The organism is Rhizobium sp. NXC24 (genome assembly GCF_002944315.1).
GTDB lineage: Bacteria > Pseudomonadota > Alphaproteobacteria > Rhizobiales > Rhizobiaceae > Rhizobium.
The window spans coordinates 1,167,870-1,193,727 of record NZ_CP024311.1 but is presented as its reverse complement, the minus strand read 5'-3'; the positions used below and the strand labels follow the sequence as shown (position 1 = coordinate 1,193,727).

Annotated in this window: 15 protein-coding genes and 1 pseudogene; 10 read left to right on the top strand and 6 right to left on the bottom strand. The window is 60.5% G+C overall.

Annotated features, from left to right (window positions below; all coding sequences use genetic code 11):
* Positions 1–223: 223 nt before the first annotated feature.
* From NXC24_RS05945 to NXC24_RS05920, 6 genes and pseudogenes are all read left to right on the top strand, one after another.
* Positions 224–1,013, top strand: a pseudogene (locus tag NXC24_RS05945) (SDR family oxidoreductase).
* Positions 1,014–1,444: 431 nt separating this feature from the next.
* The gene (locus NXC24_RS05940) at positions 1,445–2,689 is read left to right on the top strand and encodes an efflux RND transporter periplasmic adaptor subunit (RefSeq protein WP_104822464.1); all 1,245 of its coding nucleotides are present in this window, start codon (positions 1,445–1,447) and stop codon (positions 2,687–2,689) included.
* On the top strand, positions 2,686–5,805 hold the full coding sequence (locus tag NXC24_RS05935) for an efflux RND transporter permease subunit (protein ID WP_104822463.1): 3,120 nt from the start codon (positions 2,686–2,688) through the stop codon (positions 5,803–5,805). The genes NXC24_RS05940 and NXC24_RS05935 overlap by 4 nt, the downstream gene beginning before the upstream one ends.
* A 240-nt stretch (positions 5,806–6,045) precedes the next feature.
* Entirely contained in the window at positions 6,046–7,335 is a 1,290-nt protein-coding gene (locus NXC24_RS05930) for an Hsp70 family protein (RefSeq protein WP_104822462.1), read from the top strand.
* A gap of 55 nt (positions 7,336–7,390) precedes the next feature.
* Entirely contained in the window at positions 7,391–8,281 is an 891-nt protein-coding gene (locus NXC24_RS05925; protein ID WP_104822461.1) for a uracil-DNA glycosylase, read from the top strand.
* Between the two features lie 142 nt (positions 8,282–8,423).
* Positions 8,424–8,615 carry a hypothetical protein gene (locus NXC24_RS05920; protein ID WP_104822460.1) on the top strand — a complete coding sequence of 64 codons (192 nt, stop codon included), beginning with the start codon at positions 8,424–8,426 and terminating at the stop codon, positions 8,613–8,615.
* A 396-nt stretch (positions 8,616–9,011) separates the two neighbouring features.
* Here the strand turns inward: NXC24_RS05920 and NXC24_RS05915 are convergent, their stop codons facing one another.
* A complete protein-coding gene (locus NXC24_RS05915) occupies positions 9,012–9,887 on the bottom strand; it encodes a hypothetical protein (protein WP_104822459.1) in 876 nt (291 codons plus the stop codon).
* A 339-nt stretch (positions 9,888–10,226) separates the two neighbouring features.
* Here NXC24_RS05915 and NXC24_RS05910 point away from each other — a divergent pair, with 339 nt between their 5' ends.
* From NXC24_RS05910 to NXC24_RS05895, 4 genes are all read left to right on the top strand, one after another.
* Positions 10,227–11,465, top strand: a complete 1,239-nt coding sequence (locus tag NXC24_RS05910) for an MFS transporter (RefSeq protein ID WP_104825032.1) — start codon at positions 10,227–10,229, stop codon at positions 11,463–11,465.
* Between the two features lie 191 nt (positions 11,466–11,656).
* Positions 11,657–12,766, top strand: a complete 1,110-nt coding sequence (locus tag NXC24_RS36170; RefSeq protein WP_104825031.1) for a methyl-accepting chemotaxis protein — start codon at positions 11,657–11,659, stop codon at positions 12,764–12,766.
* Positions 12,767–12,939: 173 nt separating this feature from the next.
* Entirely contained in the window at positions 12,940–15,588 is a 2,649-nt protein-coding gene (gene pepN / locus NXC24_RS05900; RefSeq protein WP_104822458.1) for an aminopeptidase N, read from the top strand.
* Between the two features lie 229 nt (positions 15,589–15,817).
* Positions 15,818–18,133 (top strand): PAS domain-containing sensor histidine kinase, encoded by a 2,316-nt coding sequence (locus tag NXC24_RS05895; RefSeq protein ID WP_104822457.1) that lies wholly within the window; start codon positions 15,818–15,820, stop codon positions 18,131–18,133.
* Positions 18,134–18,237: 104 nt separating this feature from the next.
* Here NXC24_RS05895 and NXC24_RS05890 read toward each other — a convergent pair whose 3' ends face one another.
* The 5 genes from NXC24_RS05890 to NXC24_RS05870 all read right to left on the bottom strand — a co-directional run bounded on the left by NXC24_RS05890 (position 18,238) and on the right by NXC24_RS05870 (position 25,821).
* A complete protein-coding gene (locus NXC24_RS05890; RefSeq protein ID WP_104822456.1) occupies positions 18,238–21,198 on the bottom strand; it encodes a bifunctional [glutamine synthetase] adenylyltransferase/[glutamine synthetase]-adenylyl-L-tyrosine phosphorylase in 2,961 nt (986 codons plus the stop codon).
* 138 nt (positions 21,199–21,336) lie between these two features.
* Complete coding sequence (locus NXC24_RS05885; RefSeq protein WP_104822455.1) at positions 21,337–22,752, bottom strand: ATP-binding protein; 1,416 nt, start codon at positions 22,750–22,752, stop codon at positions 21,337–21,339.
* Positions 22,749–23,507 carry a response regulator transcription factor gene (locus NXC24_RS05880; RefSeq protein ID WP_104822454.1) on the bottom strand — a complete coding sequence of 253 codons (759 nt, stop codon included), beginning with the start codon at positions 23,505–23,507 and terminating at the stop codon, positions 22,749–22,751. Before NXC24_RS05880 ends, NXC24_RS05885 begins: the two co-directional genes overlap by 4 nt.
* A 139-nt stretch (positions 23,508–23,646) precedes the next feature.
* Positions 23,647–25,200, bottom strand: coding sequence for a Do family serine endopeptidase (locus NXC24_RS05875; protein ID WP_104822453.1), 1,554 nt, complete (start codon positions 25,198–25,200; stop codon positions 23,647–23,649).
* Between the two features lie 174 nt (positions 25,201–25,374).
* Positions 25,375–25,821 (bottom strand): cytochrome c-type biogenesis protein, encoded by a 447-nt coding sequence (locus NXC24_RS05870; protein WP_104822452.1) that lies wholly within the window; start codon positions 25,819–25,821, stop codon positions 25,375–25,377.
* Positions 25,822–25,858 lie beyond the last annotated feature (37 nt).

Below are 25,858 nucleotides of genomic sequence, written 5' to 3'. Positions count from 1 at the left end.
GTCTTCCCGTTTCGGCTATCTCTTGTCAAAACGGGAGAGGATTGTCGAGCCGGGAAGCGACAGCCGATCCTCCAATTCGCACAACCGGCCCGGAAATTATATTCCCCTTACGTCAACGTCAATATCTAGCTGCTTTCGCTTGCCGTTTATCGGCTTTCAAAAAGCGTTCCCGGCATTCTATAAAACCCATGGAAATATTCGGTCAGCGTAAAGGATGAACAAGATGGATCTCGGCATCAAAGGAAAGCGGGCACTGGTTCTGGCTTCGTCCAAGGGGCTTGGCCACGGCATTGCCATGGCGCTGGCACGCGAGGGGGCGAATGTCCTGCTTTGCGGCCGTAGCGGCGAGAGGCTGGAGAGCAATTGCAAGGCCATCAACGCCGAAGGGAAAGGTCGGGCCGATTGGATCTGGGCCGATCTCAACGACGAGATGTTCGTCGAGACCGTCAGCAAGGCCGTGACCGACAAGCTCGGCGGCCTCGACATCCTCGTCAACAATACCGGCGGGCCAACCCCGGGAACGTCGGAAGATATGACCGCCGACCGGCTGGAAACCTATTTCCTATCGATGGTGGCGCGGGTCATCACACTGACCAATGCGCTGCTTCCCGGCATGAAGGCACAAGGTTGGGGACGCATCCTGACCGTTGCCTCCTCCGGCATCATCGAACCGATCCCTAATCTGGCACTTTCCAATACGCTGCGTCCCGCGCTTGCCGGTTGGAGCAAGACATTGGCGGGCAGAGGTAGCGGCGCATGGCATTACCGTGAATATGCTGTTGCCGGGCAGCATCGCCACCGACCGGCTGGCCGACCTTGACAGCGCAGCGGCCAAACGTACCGGCAAAAACCTGGAGGACATCCAAGCCGAGCGGCAACAACGCATTCCCGCCGGCCGCTACGGCTCGATCGAAGAATTCGCGGCGACGGCCGCCTTTCTTTGCAGCGAACCTGCAAGCTATGTCACGGGTTCGATGATCCGCTGCGACGGCGGCGCGGCGCGCTCGCTCTGAGGACAAAAGCGGCGAACGAGGGACTTCGCCTTTGGAGGCGCGGTCCGCCCGAACACAATTACGTGAGAAACAGATAGGCTAATATTGGGCTTCAACCCTCCCGTTTCCGGGTGGGTAAGGGCAAAAGATCAGCATTGCCGCGCTTTTATTACAGAACGGCAATCAAAAAATAGTCATTTCGGCCATTTATTGCACTGCAAACGAAAGCATACCGGCAAAGCTTTCCAACTGTTAATTTTTCACCCTGTCGAACAGGTGGTAGGTTACTGCGAACTAGCGTTCATCAATACACGTTATAGGGACAGAATACCGAACGTTAGCGGTAACGGCGATGTGATGGGTGATGGCAGAACGCGTCTTTTGTGCGTTGCAACAAACCCGCCTCGAGGTCACCGCATTTTCCTGCAACTCGCCTCGACCGGTTTTTAAATATGAAGAAATTTTGGCTCTCTCTCGGCCTTCTCGTTGTCGCAGCTCTTGCAGTCTGGAGCTACCGTGACCGTATCCCCTTTATGTCCGCTTTGGTCGACAAAGCATCCGCCAAGACCGAGGATAGCAGCAAGGCAGCGGATGCCGGCGGCCACGGCAAGCGTCAGATCGCGCCCCAGGTGGTCAAGACCGTGGCAGTCACGAAAACGACGCTCCCCAACGACGTAACCGCCACCGGCTGGGCTGATGCGCAGGACACGACGACGATTGCCGCGCAGGAATCCGGTATCATCACCTCGATTGAAGCTCAGGATGGCGCCATGATCAAGGCCGGCGACCTGATCGCAAAGCTCGATCCGCGCACGGCCCAGGCCTCCGTCGATAAGGACCAGGCAAACCTTATCAAGGACCAGGCGACGCTCACGGAAACCGAAGCGGCCCTGACGCGGGCCAAGACCCTTCTCAACGGAGCCGGCACGCAGCAGACGGTAGACCAGGCCGTCGCGGCGCGCGACACGGCCGCCGCAACGGTCAATGGCGACAAGGCACAGCTCGCATCCGATCAGGTGCTGCTCGAACACACCGAAATCCGCGCGCCCTATGATGGCCGTCTCGGCGATGTCACCCTCAGCGTCGGTGCTTATGTGAGCCCCGGCACGGCCATCGTATCGATCGCCCAATACGATCCGATCTACGTCAAGTTCCACCTGCAGGAGAGCCATTTGCGCGAACTGGAGGAAGCGATGAAGGCCGGGACCGTTCCCGTCAGCACCGTGCCCCGGTCGGCTGAGGGCAAGTCGCGCCAAGGCGCCATGAGCTTCTATGACAACCAGGTCGATGCCGCATCCGGCACGATCCTCGCCAAGGCGAAGTTCAACAATGCCAACGGCGCCATCTGGCCCGGCCAGTCGGTCAACATCGTCGTACACTTCAACGACAACCAGCCTGTTCTCGTCACGCCGACGGTTGCGATCAGCCCCGGCCCCGATGGCTTCTTTGCCTTTGTCGTCAAGGACAACAAGGTGCACATGACGCCGGTCACCGTCGCGCGCCAGAACGGCGGGTACACTGCGATCGCCAAGGGCCTTTCGGAGGGCGACCATGTCGTGACCGAGGGACAGGTGCAGTTGAACGATGGCCAGAGCGTGAACGAGCAATTCAGCGATGCCACGCCGCAGAAAGTCGCCTCGGCTGACGATCAGTCGGGTCAGAAAACCGAAACGATTTCTGTCGGAGCGCAGCAATGATCCCCAGCTTCTGCATCAGCCGGCCGGTCGCGACGACGCTTCTGGCCTTGGGGGTGGTCATGGCAGGCTGGGCGGGCTATCGCCTCGTGCCCGTTGCCGCCTTGCCGCAGGTCGACTTTCCGACCATCAACGTCACTGCGCAGCTAACAGGTGCTTCGCCGCAGACCATGGCGACTTCGGTTTCGACGCCGCTGATCAAGCAGTTCGAGACCATCCCGGGCATCAGCGAAATCTCCTCGACGAACTCGCTCGGCAACACCAGCATCGTGCTGCAATTCGACCTGAACCGCGATATCGACGCGGCTGCGGCTGACGTTCAGGCGGCAATCTCGCACGCGACTCGGCAATTGCCCGATAACCTGACCGTGCCGCCGAGCTATCGCAAGACCAACCCGGCCGATGCGCCGGTCATGCTGCTGGCGGTGCAGAGCGATACGATGCCGCGCAGCAAGCTTGATGAAATCGCCGAAGACATCATCTCGCCGTCGCTGTCCACTCTTCCCGGCGTGGCGGAAGTGACGGTGTTCGGCGCCCAAACCTATGCCGTGCGCGTCGAAGTCGATCCCGCCAAGCTGCAGGACCGCAGCATCGGCATCGATACTGTCAACAATGCGCTGGTCAACGCCAACAGCCAGGTTCCGGTGGGCACTCTGCAGAACAATTCGCAGAGCATGACCATCAACTCCGATACGCAGCGCACCAATGCTGCGGAGTTCCGTTCGCTTGTCATCGCCAACCCGAACGGCGCGCCGATCCATCTCAGCGATGTCGCGGACGTTCAGGACAGCGTGGAAAATACCAATGCCGGCTCCTGGTATGACGGCAAGCGGGCGATCATTCTTGCCATCCAGCGCCAGCCGGATGCCAATACGGTCGATGTGGTCGACGCCATCAACGCCAAACTGCCGCAACTACACGCGGAAATCCCGGCCTCGGTGAAGACGACCGTTATGAACGATTCGGCTCAGCCGATCCGCGACGCGATTTCAGACGTCAAATTCACGCTGATGCTGACGATCGGCCTCGTCGTGCTGGTCATCTATCTCTTCACCGGTCACGTTACGGCAACGATCATACCCGGCCTCGCCGTGCCGCTGTCGCTGATCGCGACCTTCGGCATGATGTATATTCTCGGATACAGCATCGATAATATCTCGCTGCTCGGATTGACACTCGCGGTCGGTCTCGTGGTGGACGACGCCATCGTCATGCTCGAGAACATATTGCGACATGTCGAAGAGGGCATGCCGGTGCTGCAGGCGGCGCTCAAGGGCTCGGCGGAAGTCAGCTACACGATCATATCGATGTCGATTTCGCTAATCGCCGTGTTCATTCCGATCCTGCTGATGGGCGGCGTCGTCGGCCGTATCTTCAACGAGTTCGGCATGGTCGTCGCCATCGCCATCGTGTCTTCCGCGATCGTATCGCTCACCGTCACCCCCATGCTCAGCTCGCGCCTGTCGGCGGGCCATGGAGAGCCCCCCTATCCGGTGCGTCTCTTCAACGCCGGCTTCGACTGGACCCAGCGCGGCTACGACAAAGGCGTCGCCTGGTGTCTTCGCCACCGCGGCACGGTGCTCCTGAGCTTCCTCGGCTCGGTTGCCCTCTCGGCATACCTCTTCATGGTCCTGCCGGCGAGCTTCTTCCCGACGGAAGATATCGGCCGCCTGACGATCTCGACGCAGGCCCGCCAGGATATTTCCTATCCGGCGATGCAGGACCTGCAGAACCAGGCTGCAGCACTCGTAAAACAGAATCCGGCCGTCGCTCACGTCATGTCGATCGTCGGCGGCAATGCGCGTCAGCCGCTTAATAACGGCACGATGTATGTCGAGCTGAAGGCAAAGGATCAGCGGGAGCCGCTGGACAATACCCTACGGGAGCTGCGCGCCAGCATCAGCAAGATTGCCGGCCTGAAGGCCTATATCACGCCCCAGCAAAGCCTCCGCTTCGGTGGCCGTCAGACCGCCAGCCAGTATCAGCTCGTCGTCCAGGCGCTCAGCGCCGACCAGACCAATCTCTGGGCCAATAAGATCGAGGATGCGATGCGCCGCGACCCGCGCTTCACGGACGTCGCCTCGGACGAGCAGAACAATGCATTGCAGGCCAATATCGTCGTCGATACCGAAAAGGCAGCGCAATACGGGATCAACAACAATCAGTTGCGCACGTCGCTGGAAGAAGGCTTCGGCGGTTATACCGCGGCACAGATCCAGTCGACCGGCGACAGCTATGACGTGATTGTCGAGTTCGATACCAGCAAGCCCTGGGACGACCAGAAGCTACAGGAAATCCAGATTGCTTCCGCAAGCGGAGCCCTGGTGCCCCTATCGAACTTCGCCCATGTCCAGCGCACGACCGGCCCCGTCACCATCAACCAGACCGGCCAGCTCGTTTCGACCACTGTTTCCTTCAACCTGCCAGCCGGCGAAGCACTCGGCGACGCAACGGCGCAGATCGAGCAGATCAAGAAGGATCTCAACATGCCGGCGGACGTCTTCACGTCCTACGGCGGTACCGCCCAGATCTTCCAGCAGTCGCAGGGCAGCACGCCTTACCTGATCCTTGCCGCCGTGCTGACGATCTATGTGGTTCTCGGCGTTCTCTACGAGAGCTTCATCCATCCGCTGACCATTCTTTCCGGCCTGCCGGCCGCCGCTCTCGGCGCCCTGCTTGCCCTGAAAGTTTTCGGCTTCGACCTGTCGATCATCGCGCTCATCGGCTTGCTGATGCTGATCGGTATCGTCAAGAAAAACGCGATCATGATGATCGACGTGGCGCTGGAAACGCTTCGATCGACCCCCGGCATATCGCCGGCGGAAGCGATCCATGAAGCCTGCGTGCGCCGTTTCCGTCCGATCATGATGACGACCTTCTGCGCCCTGCTCGGCGCGCTGCCGATCGCCGTCGGTGGCGGCGCCAGCTCGGAACTGCGCCAACCGCTCGGTATTGCCGTCGTCGGCGGCCTTGTCGTCTCGCAGATCCTGACGCTGTTCATCACGCCGGTCATCTTCCTCGAAATGAACCGTCTGAACGACTTCGTCGGTCGTCTTGGCAAGCGCAAGGAAAAGCATCAGCACGAAGAAGAAACGCCGACCGCAATCGCGGCCGAATGATACCAGACGGGCGCCTCGCGGCGCCCGTTTTACTTTGGCGTGATCCAAAACCCGAGACCGCGCAGCGAAAACTGCGAAGCGATTTTCGGATAAGGTCATTGCGAAACAAATGCTCTCTCACGTCTTGCGCTTACAATTCAGCCATGCCATGACGCGCCCTCTTTACGACAAGGGCGCGTCTCGCGTTCCATAAGGGGCGTTGCCCCATTCCGAAAAATTTCAGCAGAAGGGAGTGCGGGCATGGCTCGAGCGCTTGGTTTCGACTTCGGCACAACGAACACGGTTTTGGCGCTCGCCGATGGCCCGGCGACACAATCGGTCGCCTTCACCAGTGTCGCCGGCACCGCCGACAGCATGCGCACGGCCCTGTCCTTCATGAAGGATCCGGGACTGGGTGCTGCGGCGCTGAAGGTCGAGGCTGGGCATGCTGCCATCCGGCAGTTCATCGACAATCCCGGCGATTGCCGCTTTCTGCAATCCATCAAAACCTTTGCGGCCAGTGCGCTTTTCCAGGGCACGCTGGTCTTTGCCAAGCGCCACACCTTCGAGGATCTGATGGAGATCTTCGTGCGCCGGCTGCGCGCCTATGCCGGCGATGCTTGGCCGACGGATGTCGGCCGCATCGTCACAGGACGGCCGGTGCATTTTGCTGGCGCCAACCCGGATGCATCCCTCGCCACTGCCCGATATAACGCGGCACTGGCGCGCTTCGGCTTTCCTGAAATCCATTACGTCTACGAACCTGTGGCCGCGGCTTTCTATTTCGCCCAGCATCTGAAAACGGATGCGACCGTGCTGGTGGCCGATTTCGGCGGCGGCACCACCGACTATTCGCTGATCCGCTTCGAGACCCATGGCGGAAAGCTGACGGCGACCCCGATCGGCCATTCCGGCGTCGGCATTGCCGGCGATCACTTCGACTTCCGGATGATCGACAACATCGTTTCGCCGGCGATCGGCAAAGGCAGCCTCTTCAAAAGCTTCGACAAGCTGCTGGAAGTGCCCACTTCCTATTACGCCAATTTCGGCCGCTGGAACCAGCTATCGATCTTCAAGACCTCGCGCGAATATGCCGATCTGAAGACGCTGGTGCGCAGCAGCCTGGAGCCGGAAAAGCTCGAGACCTTTATCGAGCTCGTCGAACACGATGAGGGCTATCCGCTCTATCAGGCCGTGTCGGCGACGAAGATGGCGCTTTCGGCGGAAGAGGAAGCGGAATTCAACTTCCCGCCGCTCGGCAAGGCCGGCCGCAGGACCGTGCGCCGCAGCGATTTCGAAAGCTGGATCGCCGACGATCTCTCCCGCATCGAAGGCGCGCTGGATGACGTGCTGGCGACCACCAACACATTGCCGGGGAGCATCGACAAGGTGTTCCTCACCGGCGGCACCTCTTTCGTGCCGGCGGTGCGCCGCATCTTTACCGAACGCTTCGGTCAGGAACGGATCGAAACCGGCGGCGAGCTGCTGTCGATCGCCCACGGCCTTGCCTTGATCGGCGAGCGCGATGACATCAGCCAGTGGACGGCGTGAGGGTAGAGAACACCCTCCCCTTTCGTTCTTCCGCCGCTTTGGTTAGAGTTCGTCCATGATCTCCGCCAACGACCTCACTCCGGCTGAACTTGCCGCCCTTCTGCATTTTCATGCGGATGCCGGCGTCGAATGGCTGCTCGAAGAGGAGGCCGTTGATCGCTTTGCCGAATTCGCGGCGATGAAGGCCGCTCGCCAAGGCACCCGGCCAGCAGCCCAGCCGCGTGCCGAGACACCACCGCCTGCGACACGACCCGCGGCGCAGCCGGAACGTCGCCAGGCCGCGCAGCCTGTCGCTGCACCGATGTCGCCGCGAAGCGCACCCGCCATCCCCGACGAGCAGGCCGTCGAACAGGCCCGGTTCGCCGCCGAAAGCGCCCGGTCATTGAACGAACTCAAGACCGCGCTGGAAGCGTTCAATAGCTGCAATCTGAAAAACAGCGCACGCTCGACCATCTTCGCCAGCGGCAGTGCCGAAGGCCGGGTCATGGTGATCGGCCCGATGCCCAGCGCCGACGACGACCGCGAAGGCCTGCCCTTTGCCGGACGAACCGGACAATTGCTTGACAAGATGCTGGGCGCCATCGGTCTGCAGCGCGACGGCATCCTGCTCACCAATGTCATTCCGTGGCGGCCGCCAGGCAACCGTGCGCCGTCGGCGCCGGAAGTCGAGATATGCCGCCCCTTCATCGAGCGGCAGATCGCGCTCGCGGAGCCGAAAGCCCTGCTGCTGCTCGGCAATTTCACCGCTCGTCACTTCTTCGAAAGCAACGAAACTATTCACGGCCTGCGCGGACAATGGCGGGAAGTGACGATAGCCGGCCGGACGATACCGGCAATCGCCAGCCTCCACCCCCAGGAACTGTTGACTGCGCCGATCAATAAGCGCTTGGCTTGGAACGATCTTTTGACCTTCAAAAGTCGGATCGACGCCGGAGATTCGGACTAATTTTTCACCAATATTAACGGAAGATGAAACTTGTTATGCATTCTTTGCATGGCAGTCTTCCAGTCGTGTGCATTGCGGAATCAATGCTGCATTGCAATATATCCGGTGTGTCTTGGGAGGAAATTTGAAAGGAACCAAGGCCATGACTGCTCGTTTCCGTCCTATCCATAGCGGATTTGATACCCTGCGCCGCGTCATCGTACCCGTGCGCGCCACCAGTGGCCATCGCAGCCTCGGCATTGCCGCCAATGAGCAGATGACTGCTCGCGGCACCGGTATCTCCGCTCGGGTTGCTCGTCCGACCGCTATATTCGCCGATTTCCGCGAGTGCTAACCAATGAAAAGCTGAGGCAAATCAAGGCTTCGCCTTGTCATTTGCAGATGCTTGATATTCCAAAGCGAGTATGAAGTTCCGCGAAATTCGCGACAGCATCGTGTATGATTTTGTTTCAGGGGTGACATCGTGTCTTTAGGTTTGCGTTCTTTTTTCACTCTTCTCGATTCCGTGGGACATATCGGCTCCGCGGTGCGCGCAGCAGAGGAATTCGAGCGCTCCCGCAGCCTGCGCAAGGCCGATCAGCGCGAGCTGAGCCCCGCACGTACAGTGGCTGCAAGCATCCCCCTATAGGTTTGGAAAGAGCGAGGTCGATGATCCCGCTCTTTTTTCGGATTTTCATAATAGATTTTCATGAAGAGCAGCGCCGGGCCTAGCCCGGCGTTTTTTTGCGGTTCATTGTTCCGAAACCGCCTGCGCCGCCATCCATTGCGCCCACGCAAAAGCTTCATCCACGGCAGCCAGTTTCACTGCCTGCCAGCGGCAATATTCGTCCAGGAAGTCGCGAGACATCCAAAGGCGCGTCTTTTTCGGTTCGTCATACCAGCCCAGACTGCCGCCATCGGCAGCCTTGCGCAAAAGGCGCTGCAAATGGGTGCGCGACATCATGAACTGCGCAGCGATTGCCCGCGTATCGATGCGGCCGAGATTGACGCGTCCGTCTACTTCCGTACCCAGGTCCACCCGAGAGACGAGATGGTCCATCACCAGCCCCCCTGCTTCCGTCCAGAGAAACAAGCCGACACGCTCCGGCGGCTCGCGCCAGGCGGTCGTCTCCAGACAGCGGCGCGCCATGCGCGGCTGCGCCACGTCGACCAGTACCGGATGGGCGGCAAGCGTCGCGGCGCGGTTCCCATTGTCGAGTAGGTCAAGCGCGGCGAGATTGGCGAGATACCAGCTGATCATTGCGGTGTGGCTGACCTCGGCCGGCGCATAGCGGCGGGGACGCCGGACAACGCCAGGGGCGGGCATGAGGAAGCGATAGGTCAGCAGTTCCTCGATATAGCTCAGCACGGTGTTGCGGCTTGCGACGCGGTATTGCGTGATGACATCGCGAAGCTTGACGACGGTCAGACCAGAGCCGGGTATGGCCGGATCATATTCGAGATGAAGAGCATAGGCCGTCTGGGTCAAAAGCCAGCGCTGATGCGAGGCCAACAGGCGTGCGATCCGCGGGCCGCTGTCGTAGCGATCCCGCAAAGCCTGGGCCAGGAAACGCAGGGAGGGGACGAATTCGGGATGGCAAGCAAGTTGCTCGACGGAAAAGCTCAATCGGGCCTCCTTATGGCGCCCTTCTAAAATACAAAACGGAAGGAATAGTTCTCATATTTTTTGATTAAACCTGCCGTCACAGATCGAAGCCCCAGATATCCGATAGCATGCTATAGTTATCTGAAAACACTGATATCGCAAGAAGTTAAACAAATAATTTAAGTTTAAAACCATTCTTTCGCCATCATCTTTTTCAATGACCATTCAAGACGAGGGGCCACAGATCAACCACCCGCGTCATGTGCCGTCGCGATTGATCGCGCATCATTGCTGGGATAGAGCAAGATGCGTTTTTGCGATGCGCATCTGCTTCAACCAATCGACCGGAATCCCGCTCCAATGCTGGCCAGCCTCGTCTCGATCGCCAGTCTGATGTTGTCAACGCTGTTGATGATGTTCGGCTATGGCTTGATGAACTTCGTCGTGCCGATCCGCTCCGTGGCGGAAGGCTGGTCGACCTTCACCATTTCGGTGATCGCCACCGGCTACACTTTCGGCTTCACCATATCCTGCATCATCACACCGCGTTTCGTGCAGCGGGTCGGACATGTGCGCGTATTCGGCGCCTTGATCTCGCTGCTCAGTATCGGCATTCTGCTGTGCGCATTGATGGTCGATTGGCGCGCCTGGCTGGCCTTCCGCTGCATCAGCGGCTTCGGCATCGCCGGCGCCTATCTCATCATCGAAAGCTGGTTGAACGAGCGGGTCACCAACGATAACCGCGCGACCATCTTCTCGGTCTATATGATCACCTGCCTGGTCGGCTCGATCGGTGGACAATATCTGGTACCGCTCGGCGATCCCAGCAATACCTCCCTCTTCATCCTGTGCGGCGTTATTTTCGCGCTGGCGATGCTGCCGACGGCGTTATCGACCGCGAAATCGCCGACGCCGATCCATCAGGCCAAGTTCGACCTGCCGAAACTTTACCGGCTGTCGCCGATCGCCTTCGTCGGCTCGCTGCTGTCGGGCGCCCTCTCCGGCACCTGGAGCAGCCTTGGCGGCGTCTATACCCAGAATGTCGGCATGAACACGGCCGAGGGTGCGACGTTGCTCGCCTGCGTGCTCGCCGGCGGTGCCGTGTCGCAAATGCCGATCGGCCGCATATCAGACCAGATGGACCGCCGCTACGTAATGATCGTCTGCGGTGTTATCGGCATCCTTGCCTGCGTCACCATGACGTTGTTCAACGCGCATGGGCAATTGACGCTCTATGTCGCCGGCTTCTTCATCGGCACCGTGCTCTATCCGATCTACGCACTCAATGTCGCTCATGCCAACGACCGTGCGGCGCCGGATGAATATGTCACCATTTCCAGCGGTATCATGCTGCTCTACGGACTGGGCACGGTCTCCGGACCGCTGGTCGGCGGCGCGATGATGCAACTCGCCGGCCCATCCGGCCTTCTCTGGTTCCTGGCCCTCGCCTTTGCGCTCTATGCCGGCTATGCGGGGTGGCGCATCGCCATGCGCAAGCCGAACGAAGGACGCATCGAAAAGACGGACTTCCAGTCTATACCCCTGCCCGTCCGGGGCGGCGAACCGACGGGGCGCCGGATGCAGTCTACAGCCGACTGACCGCGTTGAAGCCGCCCGTCGGGACCTTTTTTGGGCTAAAAACGGTATAGTTTCCGAACTGACGGCCGCATTAACCTTTTAAAAACCATAAGCACTTCAATTTAATTTCACCGCAGTCAATAATGCCTGCGGCGCGGCATGTATTTTCAAACGCCTACTTCAGCCTTTACTATTTCCGAGGTTTTCATTCGATGACAGCAGCCCAATCGATGGAGCGGCGCCCTGAGCAGCGTGCGGTAACACCGCGCTCGATGCGGGTCGTCACCGAAGGCATCGGCAAGGATCTGGAGCGCTTCAGCACCGACAACACCAATGTCGTCAAGCAGATCAAGCTTCTTGCGATCAACGCGCTTATCGAGGCGGCCCGCGCCGGCGAAACCGGCAAGGGCTTCGCGGTGGTCGCCAACGAGGTTCAGCGCCTGGCGCAGATCGCAACCGACATCGCGAGTAAATTTGAAGATAACGTTCTCGGCCGTATCGGTGTCACCCGCGGCATGGCCGAAGCGCTGGTCGGGGAGATGGAAGGCGTTCGGTTGACCGATCTTGCCCAGACGCTGGTGCAGCTCATCGTCCGCAATCTCTTCGAGCGCACCGCCGACGTCCGCTGGTGGGCGACCGACACTGCGCTGTGGGAGGCGCTTCAGGACCCGCAGCCGCAACGCCTGGCCTTCGCCGCCGAACGTCTGGGCGTCATCAACCGCTTCTATACGGTCTATCTCGATCTGGTCGTGACCGACATGAAGGGACAGGTCATCGCCTCGGCCAATCCCGCCTACCAGCGCAAGCTCGCGGGCGCCAATCTCGCCGCGGATCCCTGGTTCAGGGCAGCCGTCGCCTGCCAATCGGGTGACGACTATATCGTCGACGAAGTCAAACCCAGCGAGTTGCACGACCGGCGCAATGTGCTCGTCTACGCTACCGGCATTCGGGAAGGCGGACGAACAGATGGCCGACAGATCGGCACGCTGGGCGTCTATTTCGACTGGCAGAACCAGGGACAGGCGATTGTCGACAAGGAGGCCAACCTACCGCCACAGGTCGCCGAAAAGACCGTGGTGATGCTGCTCGACGGCAAGAAACGCGTCATCGCCTGCAGCGATCCGAAATTGATGTTCTCGCATTTCGCGCTCGCCAATCCCGAGGGCATGACGCGGGGCAGCTATTACGACAATAATGGCGCCATCGTCGCTTACGCAAAGACCCTCGGCTATGAAGACTATGATGGACTTGGATGGTATGGTGTCGTCGTGCAGCAAACGGAAGCCGACGATGCGATCAAGGCGGCCTTCAATCTGAAATGAGATGTGGCCTTCCTGATCAAATACTTCCCTCGCCATCACAAATCGTAGTGGCGCGGTGATATGACTTTAACTTTGGTTCAGATTTCGATGTAATGATGCGCGCGGATTTGCCTCCGAAGCGCTGCTTCGGATCAACGCCGCCCGCCGCAGTATGAGCCTGATCAGGATAGACCATGCGAACAGACACCGGCCAGATCGTCCATCTGGCAGATTACCGTCCCACCGACTTCGTTCTGGAACGCGTGGACCTCACCTTCGATCTACACCCGACCGAAACCAAGGTCGAAGCGCGGCTGATCTTTCATCGCCGCGAGGGCACCGACACCAAGGCGCCGCTAGTGCTCGACGGCGACGAGCTCACCCTTTCGGGACTGCTGCTCGACCAGATCGAAGTTCCGGCCGGGCAATTCGAGGCGACGGCGGAAAGCCTGACTGTCCGCGACCTGCCGGAAAGCGTGCCTTTCGAGCTGACGATCACGACGGTCATCAACCCCGAAGCCAACACGCAGTTGATGGGACTTTACCGCACAGGCGGCATCTATTGCACCCAATGCGAGGCCGAGGGCTTCCGCCGCATCACCTATTTCCCGGATCGCCCCGACGTACTTGCTCCCTATACGGTCAACATCATCGCGGATAAAGCGGCCAATCCGCTGCTGTTGTCGAACGGCAATTTTCTCGGCGGGGCCGGTTATGGCGAAGGCAAGCATTTCGCCGCCTGGTTTGATCCGCATCCGAAGCCCAGCTATCTCTTCGCACTTGTCGCCGGCGATCTCGGCGTGGTCGAGGATACGTTCGTCACGATGTCCGGCCGTGAAGTGGCGCTGAAGATCTATGTCGAGCATGGCAAAGAGCCACGCGCGGCCTATGCCATGGATGCGCTGAAGCGCTCGATGAAATGGGATGAGGAGCGGTTCGGTCGCGAATACGATCTCGACATTTTCATGATCGTCGCCGTCTCCGATTTCAACATGGGGGCGATGGAGAACAAGGGCCTCAACGTCTTCAACGACAAATACGTGCTGGCCGATCCGGAAATCGCCACCGATGCCGACTATGCCAATATCGAGGCGATCATCGCGCATGAATATTTCCACAATTGGACCGGCAATCGCATCACCTGCCGCGACTGGTTCCAGCTCTGCCTCAAGGAAGGCCTGACGGTCTATCGCGATCACGAATATTCCGCCGATCAGCGCTCGCGGCCGGTCAAGCGCATCGCCGAAGTCCGTCATCTGAAATCGGAGCAGTTTCCGGAGGACAGCGGCCCGCTTGCCCATCCGGTTCGCCCGACCAAATATCGTGAGATCAACAACTTCTACACGACGACAGTCTACGAGAAGGGCAGCGAAGTCACCCGCATGATCGCCACCCTCCTCGGCCGCGATCTGTTCAAGAAGGGAATGGACCTCTATTTCGACCGTCACGACGGCCAGGCGGTGACGATCGAGGATTTCATCAAATGTTTCGAAGATGCGAGCGGCCGCGACCTGACGCAGTTCTCGCTCTGGTACCATCAGGCCGGCACGCCGCTGGTAACCGCCTCCGGCACCTACGACGCCGGCGCCAAGACCTTCGCACTGTCGCTTGAACAGATGGTGCCGGCCACTCCCGGCCAGCCGAACAAGGAACCCATGCATATCCCGCTGCGCACGGCGCTTTTCGCCGCGGATGGGACGTTGTTGACGCCGACATCGGTGACCGGAGCGGAACTGACCGACGACGTCCTGCACCTGACTACGCGGGCGCAGACGGCAGTCTTCCACGGCATTCCCTCGCGGCCGGTGCTGTCGTTGAACCGCAGCTTCTCGACACCGATCAATCTGCAATTCAGCCAGAGCGCCAAGGACTTGGCGCTGATCGCTCATTATGAAACCGACCATTTCGCACGCTGGCAGGCGCTGATCGACCTTGGCCTGCCGAACCTGCTGCAGGCCGCCCGCGATACACGCCAAGGCATCCCTGTCACTTGCGACGCCGCATTCATCGATGCGCTTCTGGCGGCGGCAAGCGACGAGAGCCTGGAGCCAGCCTTCCGCGCTCAGGCGCTGGCTTTGCCGAGCGAAGCCGACATTGCCCGCGAACTTGGCGGCAATAACGATCCGGACGCAATCCATACCGGCCGTCAGGCGATCCTCGCGCTGGTCGCCGAAGCCGGAAAAGAAATCTTCGCTTCACTCTATGACAACATGCAGACACCGGGACCCTTCAGCCCGGATGCCGCAAGCGCCGGACGCAGAGCATTGCGGAATGCCGCGCTCACCTATCTGTCGCAGTCGGACAATGCGCCGGCTCGCGCCAAAGCGGCCTTTGATGCGGCGAACAACATGACCGATCTCAGTGCCGCCCTGACGATCCTCGCCCACCGGTTTCCGGAGACGGCGGAGGCCAAGGCGGCGCTCGAGACCTTCCATGATCGCTTCACCGGAAACGCGCTGGTCATCGACAAATGGTTCGCCATCCAGGCGGCTATTCCGGGCGCGGCGACCTTGGAGCGCATCCAGGGCCTGATGGAAACGCCGCTTTTCAAGCGCACCAATCCCAACCGCATGCGCGCTCTCGTCGGCACCTTCGCCTTTGCCAATCCGACCGGCTTCGGTCGTGCGGATGGAGCCGGCTATCGCTTCCTCGCAGAGCAAATCCTCGATATCGACCAGCGCAACCCTCAGTTGGCGGCACGCATTCTGACCTCCATGCGTTCCTGGCGCTTGCTGGAACCCGTTCGTGCCGATCACGCCCGCTCCGCTCTGATGCAAATCGAACGCGCCGCCAACCTTTCGACGGATGTTCGCGATATTGTGGATCGCATCCTCAAGGAGTGAATTTCACTTGCTTGTCCGAGATCAAAGCGGGTGATTTGAGCCCGCTTTTTTCAGCCGGAACGAGTCCCGCGCGCCGTCGCCTTACCATTGCGAGTGCAAAAAGCCTCGAAATCGCATATGGTTAAGAAAGTTTTACCCTCCCCTCTGGACAAGGCGAATCACGAGTGATTCATTAAGGCAGATTCGGGCGAGCGGCGCAGCGAATCACACGAGGGACAAGGCTAGAGCGATGGTGGACGTGCGGCGGGCAACCGCGGCCGATGGGCGGCTGCGTGTTAATTTCGACGGTCTGAAATCCTGGCATAGCGGTGTTACCGATCGAGCGGGCGTACGGGCGGAAACGGTTTCGCGCCGTTTTCCGAAGGCCGAACATATCCTGAAACGGGTAATTCCCGTCCTCATCGTCTCCTTTCTGATGGTGGTCGCCGCGTCGCATTTCTTCGGCATGATGATGGAGCATGGGCGGATGACCGCGGCTGCGCGCCGGGCGACATCGCTTTCCATCGCCGCCGCTTCGGCGGCCTTTTCCAACGATGCCAGCCTGTTCCAGATCGGCGACCGAAGCGGCGCGGAAAAGAAACTTGCGACTTACCTTCCGCAGGACCGGCTCGACACCGGCGCATTCGTCCTTCTCGTGCAGGCGAGCGGCCGTGTCTTCGGGTCGTCTGCCGCCGGCTCCGCCTATATCGGCTTGACCATCTCCGATTTCTTCCCCGAAGTGTCAGCCATCCGAAGTTTCGGCGACCATGCCGGCGTGATCGAGACGATGATCGACGGAGCGCCCTTCTACGCGGCGATTTCCTTGATCGGAGACAAGGGCGATTTCGTCCTGTCGGCCGCCTCGATGGAGCAGATCGACAAGCTCTGGCGCGATGAGCTGACGCTGAATGTCACGCTTTTTGCCGGCATTTCCTCGATCCTGCTCGTCATCCTCTATGCCTATTACACCCAGGTGAAACGGGCACGCGATGCCGACGAGATCTTCCTCGAGTCCAATCTGCGCGTCGAGACCGCGCTGTCACGCGGGCGCTGCGGTCTCTGGGATTTTGATTTCGCCAGCCGCGAATTCTTCTGGTCGCGATCGATGTACGACATGCTCGGCCTGCCGGCCGCCGACCGGCCGCTCTCCTTCACCGACGCGGCCCGGATGATGCACCCCGATGATAACAGCCTGCATGTGCTGGCCCGATCGGTCACCCGCGGCACTGCCGGCCAGGTGGATCAGATCCTGCGCATTCGTCATGCCAAAGGACATTATGTCTGGATGCGTGCCCGCGCCCAGGTCATCCGCACCAATTCCGGTCATGTCCACATGATCGGCATCGCCATGGACGTCACCGAACAACATCGGCTGGCGCAGCGCTATGCCGAGGCCGACCAACGTCTGGCCGATGCGATCGAATGCACTTCGGAAGCTTTCGTGCTTTGGGACAAGAACGACCGCCTAGTCATGTGCAACGCCCATTTCCAGCAAGCTTACGGTCTTCCGGACAATGTGCTGGTGCCGGGCACCGAACGCGCCGTGGTCAACGCAGCCGCGGCCCGCCCGGTCATCGAGCGGCGCATTGTCGATCCCGGCCGCTCCAGCCACTCGCAAACGACGGAAGTGCAGCTTGCCGACGAGCGCTGGCTGCAGATCAACGAACGCCGCACCCGCGACGGCGGCCTCGTTTCCGTCGGCACCGACATCACCCAGTTGAAGCGCAACCAGGAGCGCCTGCGCGATTCCGAACGCCGGTTGATGGCGACGATCAACGATCTTTCCGCCTCGCGACAGATCCTCGAGCGGCAAAAGGCGGAGCTTTCGACCGCCAACACCAATTACCTCGCAGAAAAGGAACGCGCCGAAGCCGCCAATAAGGCCAAATCGGAATTCCTCGCGAACATGTCGCACGAACTGCGCACGCCGCTCAACGCCATTCTCGGCTTCTCCGAAATCCTGCAGGATCAGATGTTCGGTCCGCTGGGCTCGGCGAAATACAATGAATATGCCAAGGATATCCACGACAGCGGCAAGCATCTGCTGAACGTCATCAACGACATTCTCGACATGTCGAAGATCGAGGCGGGGCACCTCAAGCTCTCCTGCGAGCGGATCGATCTTGCGCCGTTGATCGAGGAGTGCCTGCGCTTCACCTCCATTCCGGCTGCCTACAAAAACATCCTTGTCGAACAGCGTATCTCCTCCGGCATCAAGCTGACGGCAGATCGCCGCGCCATGAAGCAAATCCTGCTCAATCTTCTTTCCAATGCCGTCAAGTTCACCAATGACGGCGGCCGCATCGCGGTGCGCACGCGCAAGGTCGGGGACGCGGTGATGTTAACGATCGCCGACACCGGCATCGGCATCCCGAAGTCGGCGCTGAGCAAGATCGGTCAGCCGTTCGAGCAAGTGCAGAACCAATATGCCAAGAGCAAGGGAGGCTCGGGCCTTGGCCTCGCCATTTCCCGGTCGCTGACGACACTGCATCACGGCCGCATGCGCATCCGCTCACGCGAAGGCATCGGCACCTTGATTGCCATTCGCATTCCCGATCACGGCTGAGCTAAAGCGCATCGCGATCTCTGGGATTCACTCCTTGCGCTTTAAGCGTTGATTTTGCGCATGTCGTTAGCGCAAAACCGCTGCGCGCTTTTGCGCGACATGCTTTAGGCTCTCACTACCGACTGGAAGACTTTCCGCACCGCTTTCGAAAGTCGCTTCAGTTCCGCTTCCAGCGTCTTGATGTCGGGGCAATCGCCAGCGCGGCAAACCAGCTCGATCAGGCCGGAAGGCGCCTTGTCCGGATCGAACGGTCCATCGACACAAAGCCGGATCAACTGCGACAATTCAGTATAAAGATGCAACGCCTCCAGGCAGAGGTCGAGATCGTTGCGGTCCATCAGGCTGCCGCCCAGCAGCTTTAGCGCCTCGCCGGTGCTGAGGCCATTGGCGTCGATCCCGACGCCCCGGGCGGGTGCGATCAGCCGCAGATATTGCGCGATGAATTCGATATCGATCAGGCCGCCGGGTATGAGCTTCAGGTGCCAGATGCTCACGGGCGGCTTTTCCTGTTCGATCAGCCCCCGCATCTCGGCGACATCCTTGGCGATCTTGGGAACATCGCGCCTTGCCGAAAGCACCTCGCCGATGATCCGCTCCGCATTCAGCACGAGATCCGCGTCGCCGCAGATCAGGCGCGCACGGGAGAGCGCCATATGCTCCCAGGTCCAGGCCTCTCCGCGCTGATATTTCTCGAAGGAATTGATGCGCGTCGCGACCGGGCCCTTGTTGCCGGACGGACGCAGGCGCATGTCGACTTCATAGAGCACGCCCTCCGCCGTCGGCGCGGAGAGCGCAGCCATCAGCCGTTGGGTGATGCGGGTGAAATAGCGCGTCGCATCGAGCGGCTTCGGCCCGGTGGATTCGCCGGCTTCATCGTCATAGTCGTAAAGCAGGATGATATCGATGTCTGAACCCGCGGTGAGCTCGAAACTGCCGAGCTTGCCCATGCCGACGATGGCAACGCGACCGCCTGGATAATCGCCATGGGCCGCCTGGATTTCCTTCATCACCGCGTTCAATGCCGCTTCCACGATCAGATCGGCAAGATAGGTGAAGGCACGGGCGGCCATGGTGCCAGCGATCGCGCCTGTCAGGAGACGGATGCCAATCAGGAAGCGCTGCTCCGAGGCGAAGATGCGCAGCCGGTCCAGCACCTCCTCGTAGTGTACCGCAGGCGCCAGAAAGCTTTTGATCCGCTCGGCCAGATAGTCGCGCGTCGGCAGCTCCGCCATCAGGCCGGGGTCCAACATGCCATCGAAGACATGCGGCTTGGCGGCGATGATTTCGGCAAGCCGCGGCGCCGACGACATGATATTGACGATGAGCGAAAGCAGCGCCGGATTTGTGCTGAGCAGCGAGAAAAGCTGGATGCCTGCCGGCAGGCCGGAGATGAAACTGTCGAAACGCAGCAGCGCCTCATCTGCCCGCTTGCTCTCACCGAACACGCGCAGCAATTCCGGCGTCAATTCAGTCAATCGCTCGCGCGCCTCGACCGATTGCGTGGCGCGATAGCGGCCATAGTGCCATGTCCGGATGACATGGGAGATATCGGAGGAGCGCTCGAAGCCGAGGCGGCGCAACGTCTTCAGCGTATCGGGATCGTCGCCCTGACCGGTGAACACGAGGTTGCCGGTTTCGGTCGAAAGCTTGGTCTCCTGCTCGAATAGACGGGCATAGCGCCGCTCCACCGTCTTTAGCGTGGCAACCAGCGCCTCGGAAAAGCCGGACAGATCGGAAAAGCCCATCATGAAGGCGATACGCTTCAACTCGACATCCGTTTCGGGAAGCAGATGCGTCTGCTCGTCGCGCACCATCTGGATGCGATGCTCGACATCGCGCAGAAACCAATAGGCTTCCGTCAGTTCGTCGCGCGTTTCCGCATCTATCCATTTCGCCCTGGTCAGTTCCCCCAATGTTTCCTCGGTGGCGCGGCAGCGCAGTGCCGGCATGCGGCCGCCGGCGATCAACTGCTGCGTCTGCACGAAGAACTCGATCTCGCGGATGCCGCCGCGGCCAAGCTTGACATTGTGACCCTTGACGGCAATCGCCCCATGACCCTTGTGCGCATGGATCTGCCGCTTGATGGAGTGGATGTCCGATATCGCCGCGTAATCGAGATATTTGCGGAAGACGAAGGGCACGAGGTCGTGGATGAAGGCCTGGCCGGCGGCAATGTCGCCGCCGACGGCACGCGCCTTGATGAAGGCGGCGCGCTCCCAGTTCTGTCCCCTGCCCTCGTAGTAGATCATCGCCGCATCGACGGGAATGGCAAGCGGCGTAGACCCCGGATCGGGACGCAGGCGGAGATCGGTGCGAAAGACGTAGCCGTCGGCAGTGCGCTCCTGCAGGATACGCACCAGGCGGCGCATCAGCCGCGGGAAAATGTCGATCGCATCGTCGGGATTGGCAACGACACCCGCCATTTCGTCGAAGAAAATAACGAGGTCTATATCGGAGGAATAATTCAGCTCTTCGGCGCCGAGCTTGCCCATGCCGAGCACGATGAGGCCGGAGCCACGGCTCGGCGTGGAAGGATCGCGAACCGCGATCTTGCCGACCTCGTGCGACGATAAGAGCAAATGATCGATCGCTGCCGAAATCGAGGCCTCGGCAAGGGCGCTCAGCCAGCGCGTCGTCGTTCTTCCGTCGAAAATGCGGGCGAGATCGGCGAGCGCGATCAGGAATGAGGCGCGGCGTTTGGCGATGCGCAGGCGGCTCATGACCTCGGATTCCGAAGGCGACGGTGCGCCATCTTGCGCCGGCAGCCAGGCGCGGCGAGCCTCGGCTACCAGGACCTCGATCTGCGGCGACAACGGCTTGCTGATGGCTGCGACGAGGAGCGCCGGGTCGAGATTGGCCATTTCGCGGAGATGGGGCGAGAGCGTCAACGCGGCGAAGATGAAGTCGCGCAACGGGCTGTCACTCCCGAGAAGAGCGGCGATGGCAGGTTCCGATGTGGCGATATCTTTGAGGTCGGCGAGCGTCGCTTTCAGCTCCGTCTGGTTGAGCGGGCGAAGCCGCCCGGGCGGAACATCCTGCAGAAAATCGCTTTCCGTCATCGTCATGCAGCTCTCCTCCTACTGCGCCGCGCGTCCGAGCGGACGTGCTAGGCACGCAGTAACATCTTGAATCCTGCGTGATCTCCAGGATCGGAAGCCGATATGGAGACCCTGTATGAAGCAATCCGGTAGGGCAGGATTAATCTATTGTTCCTGCGTGGGGAAGATCATGGTTACCGTCAGACCGCGCGCGTTTGCACTGGCCGGGTCGGTATCGGAAAGTTCGAGCCGTCCACCATGCAGCTCCATCACCGCTTCCACCAGAGCAAGACCAAGGCCGGTGCCAGGCTTGGAGCGGCTCTCGTCCAGACGGAAGAAGCGTTTGACCACATCCGCCCGCTGATGGGCAGGAATGCCCGGACCATGATCCGCGACGGCGAGGTTTACGGCACCCGGCGTACGCGAGAGTTTCAACACGACCGTCTGTTTGCCCGGACAGCCCGAGGCATATTTGACGGCGTTGTCGATCAGATTGAAAATCGCCTGGCCGATCAGCTCGCGATTGCCCTGCACCTCGACATCGGGCTCGATCTCGGTCGTCAGCGCCAGACCCGCTTCTTCGGCTACCGGCTCATAAAGCTCGGCCGTGTCCGCAACGATGGAGGAAAGGTCGATGCCGGTCATCTCGGCGGCCACGGAACCGGCCTCGACGCGAGAGATCATCAGCAGCGCATTGAAGGTGCGGATCAATTGGTCGGACTCGCCGATAATGCCCTCAAGCGCGACACGGCGCCCTTCGCTGTCGGCATTGTCGAGCGCGCCCGCGGCCTTGTTGCGCAGCCGTGTCAGCGGCGTCTTCAAATCATGGGCGATGTTGTCGGAGACCTGCCGCAAGCCTTCGTTCAGTTTCTCGATGCGCTCCAGCATGGCGTTCAGCGATGCCGACATGCGGTCGAATTCATCGCCGGAGCCGCCGACCGGCAGCCGCTGTGAGAGATCGCCGGCCATGATCTTGCGGCTGGCATCGGTCATGCGGTCGATGCGCTTCAGCGCGTTGCGGCCGATACCGAACCAGATGACCAGCGCGCCGAGGCCCATGATCGCCAGCGCCAGCATCAAGGCTTGCCGCACCAGCACCCGGAACCGCTCCGGTTCACCAAGGTCGCGACCGATCAGAATGCGCAGGCCGTTGTCGAGAAGGAAGATATTGGCGATCGCCAGGTGCCGTCGTTCAGGGTCGGTGCCGGTGTCGGTATAGCGCTCATAGATGAAGGGCAATTCCGTCCAGCCGGCTTCGCCGAGGACGCCTGGCTGCACCGAGGCGACATTGCCGGCCAGGATATCGCCGGAGGGGCTGGCGATGACATAGAGATTGGCGCCCGGCTGGCGCGCGCGACGCTCCATCGTGCGCAGCAACAGGTTCAGCCCGCCGACATCGTAGGCGCGCTTGACCTGATTGACCTCCTGCTGCACGGCATCGCGGATTTGCCCGGTCAGCAACCGCTCCGACATGGCCGTTACGTAGAAGACGAGCGTGGCGGCGCAGAGCGCAAAAAGAAGGATGTAAAGGGCGGACAGGCGGACTGCGGTAGACTTGAAGAGAACGCGAAAGCGGCTCATCCCTCGTCCTTGATCATGTAGCCGGCGCCGCGGATCGTCTTCAGCAGCGGCTGGCTGAAGTCCTTTTCGATCTTCGAACGCAGGCGCGAGACGTGTACGTCGATCACGTTCGTCTGGGGATCGAAATGGTAATCCCAGACGTTTTCGAGAAGCATGGTGCGCGTCACCACCTGGCCGGCATTTTTCATCAGATATTCAAGCAGGCGGAATTCGCGCGGCTGGAGAAGGATCTCCTTGCCGCCGCGGCGAACTTCATGCGACAGCCGGTCGAGCTCCAGATCGCCGACACGGTAAAGAACATCCTGTTCCGGCGTGCCCTTGCGGCGGCCGAGTACTTCGACGCGGGCGAGCAATTCGCTGAAGGCGTATGGCTTCGGCAGGTAGTCGTCGCCGCCGGCACGAAGGCCGGTTACGCGGTCGTCGACCTGGCCGAGAGCGGAGAGAATGAGAACAGGTGTATGCACGCCTTTGCGACGCAGCTCGCTGATGACGGAAAGACCGTCGCGGCGGGGCAGCATGCGATCGATGATGGCGACATCGTAAGCGTTCTCCGTGCCCATGAACAGGCCGCTCTCACCGTCGCTCGCATGGTCGGCGACAATGCCGGCCTCGCGAAACGCCTTGGTGAGATAGGCGGCAGCCTCGAGATCGTCTTCGATAATCAAAATCTTCATGTGGGCAACATTACCCGCCGGCGATGCCTCAGCACAACCGGAATCGGAAAAGTTCACAGTATGTTGGCCAGCGGTTGTCATCTTCTACCTGCCCTGAAAGCCGTTCGTCGATAAGCCATGGTCCTGCACGATCGCGCATGTTGGAAACCATGCCCTGGAAACAAAGGAGCCGCGCAAGCCGTGGCCTGCGCGGCTCCCAATGCATTCAATTGGCCGAAAATCAGCCCGCAGTGATCGGCAGAGCGACGAAGCGGCTGCCGTCGTTGGACTGGATCTGGAACAGCGCGCGGGTGCGGCCGTCCTTCTTCGCCTGATCGATGACCTTGGCAATGTCTCCGGCATTGGAGACCTGCTGGTTGTTGACCGAGGTGATCTTCTCGCCTTCCTTCACGCCCTTGTCGGCGGCGTCGGAGTCCGGATCGACGCCGGTGATCGCGACACCCTTACCGTCATCGGACGGACCGACGGTGAGGCCGAGATCGGCAAGCGCCTTTTCCGAGGACGGCTGCTGCGGCTGGGGCTGCTGCGAATTGTCGTCGTTCGAAGCCTGGTTCTGGTCGGCCGGCAGCGTGCCGAGTTCGACGGTGACCGACTGAGCCTTGCCGTTACGCCATAGCGAAACATCGACCTTGGAGCCCGGCTGCATCGCGCCGATACGGCGGGCGAGATCGCGCGGGTCCTTGACCGGGTCGCCGTTAACGGCCGTCACGACGTCGCCGTTCTTGATGCCTGCCTTCTGGCCCGGAGAGCCATCCTGCGGGGATACGACGAGCGCGCCGTTCGGCTCGGACAGGCCGAGGGATTCGGCGATATCCTTGGTTACCGGCTGGATCTGCACGCCAAGCCAGCCACGCGATACGGTACCGCTCTTGATCAAATCGGTGACAACGTTCTTTGCGGTATCGGCGGGGATTGCGAAGGCGATGCCGACACTGCCGCCCGACGGCGAGAAGATGGCGGTGTTGATACCGACGACCTGGCCGTTGAGGTTGAAGGTCGGGCCGCCCGAGTTGCCGCGGTTTACGGCTGCGTCGACCTGGATGAAGTCATCATAGGGACCGGAGCCGATATCGCGGCCGCGGGCCGAGACGATGCCGGCTGTGACCGTGCCGCCAAGACCGAAGGGGTTGCCGACGGCAACGACCCAATCGCCGACGCGAACCTTGTTGTCATCGGCCCAGTTGACATAGGTAAACTTCTTGCCCTTGCCATCGACCTTCAGCACCGCGAGGTCGGTGCGCGGGTCCTTGCCGATCAGCTTGGCGTCGAGTTCGGTGCCGTCATTGAGGACGACGACGAAAGCCGCGCCATCGGAAACAACGTGGTTGTTGGTGACGAGATATCCGTCTTCGGAAATGAAGAAGCCGGAGCCCTGGGCAACCGGGCGCAGGCGGCCCTTATTGTCCGGCTGGCCTTTCTGCTGGCCCTGTTGCTGGTTATGCCCCTGCTGCTGTTCGAACTGCTTGAAGAACTTCTTCAGCGGATGATCATCCGGCAGTTCGTCGAAGCCACGGCCGAGGCCGAAGGAATCGTCTTCATCAGCGACCGGATTGACGCGGGATTCGACGCGAACGGACACGACTGCCGGAGATACGGCGTCGACGACATTGGCGAAGCTCGGGACCTGCGGGGCCTGGACATTGACGGCATCGGCATAGGAGCGGCTGATTTCAGCGGGAACGCCAGTGGCGAGAGCAGCGACAGCGAGGCCGGCGACGACGGAAGCTTTCATAGCCGTGCTACGGGACAAAGCGTCCTTGATATTCCTGAACATATGCGAGTTACCTTTTCTTCTCTCGTCCGATTTCTCTTTGCCGATGGAACCGGCGGTGATGGGTCATGGGCAAGATATAGGCCTTCCGACCTTACAGCGAACTGTCCGACCAATGAAAAATTCGTAATGTAGCGAAATGTTTTCGATGCGGTAAAGACAACTTGTCGTGCAATGTCACTTGCCGAGAATGTCGTTCAGACGCGCTTCTTCTTCTGCCGTTAGCTGGGTGCCCGTCGGCTTACCTACGCGGCGCCAGGCATAGATGACAAGAGCGAGGCCACCGAGAACGAACAGAGCGGCCGGCGCACCCCAGAGCAACAACGTCTTTTCGCTGAGGCGCGGCTTCAGCAGCACGAACTCACCATAGCGGGAAACGACATAGTCCAGCACCTGCTTGTCGCTATCGCCGGCGACGAGGCGCTTGCGCACCAGGAGGCGCAGGTCACGGGCAAGATCGGCATTGGAATCGTCGATCGACTGGTTCTGGCAGACCATGCAGCGCAATTCGGCCGAAATCGTCCGCGCCCGGGCCTCAAGGGCCGGATCGGGAAGAACTTCGTCGGGATTGACTGCGAAGGCGGCGGTGGGAGCAAGAAGTAGAACAATAAGGAGCAGACGCATAAGCGCTTTTACCTTCTCCCCCACGGGGAGAAGCGGA

Coding starts and splice junctions, on each gene's coding strand:
- NXC24_RS05895 (WP_104822457.1), top strand. CDS start 15,818: ATGGTGGACGTGCGGCGGGCAACCGCGGCCGATGGGCGGCTGCGTGTT.
- NXC24_RS36170 (WP_104825031.1), top strand. CDS start 11,657: ATGACAGCAGCCCAATCGATGGAGCGGCGCCCTGAGCAGCGTGCGGTA.
- NXC24_RS05920 (WP_104822460.1), top strand. CDS start 8,424: ATGACTGCTCGTTTCCGTCCTATCCATAGCGGATTTGATACCCTGCGC.
- NXC24_RS05910 (WP_104825032.1), top strand. CDS start 10,227: ATGCTGGCCAGCCTCGTCTCGATCGCCAGTCTGATGTTGTCAACGCTG.
- NXC24_RS05940 (WP_104822464.1), top strand. CDS start 1,445: ATGAAGAAATTTTGGCTCTCTCTCGGCCTTCTCGTTGTCGCAGCTCTT.
- NXC24_RS05885 (WP_104822455.1), bottom strand. CDS start 22,752: ATGAGCCGCTTTCGCGTTCTCTTCAAGTCTACCGCAGTCCGCCTGTCC.
- NXC24_RS05890 (WP_104822456.1), bottom strand. CDS start 21,198: ATGACGATGACGGAAAGCGATTTTCTGCAGGATGTTCCGCCCGGGCGG.
- NXC24_RS05880 (WP_104822454.1), bottom strand. CDS start 23,507: ATGACAACCGCTGGCCAACATACTGTGAACTTTTCCGATTCCGGTTGT.
- NXC24_RS05870 (WP_104822452.1), bottom strand. CDS start 25,821: ATGCGTCTGCTCCTTATTGTTCTACTTCTTGCTCCCACCGCCGCCTTC.
- NXC24_RS05935 (WP_104822463.1), top strand. CDS start 2,686: ATGATCCCCAGCTTCTGCATCAGCCGGCCGGTCGCGACGACGCTTCTG.
- NXC24_RS05925 (WP_104822461.1), top strand. CDS start 7,391: ATGATCTCCGCCAACGACCTCACTCCGGCTGAACTTGCCGCCCTTCTG.
- NXC24_RS05930 (WP_104822462.1), top strand. CDS start 6,046: ATGGCTCGAGCGCTTGGTTTCGACTTCGGCACAACGAACACGGTTTTG.
- pepN (WP_104822458.1), top strand. CDS start 12,940: ATGCGAACAGACACCGGCCAGATCGTCCATCTGGCAGATTACCGTCCC.
- NXC24_RS05875 (WP_104822453.1), bottom strand. CDS start 25,200: ATGTTCAGGAATATCAAGGACGCTTTGTCCCGTAGCACGGCTATGAAA.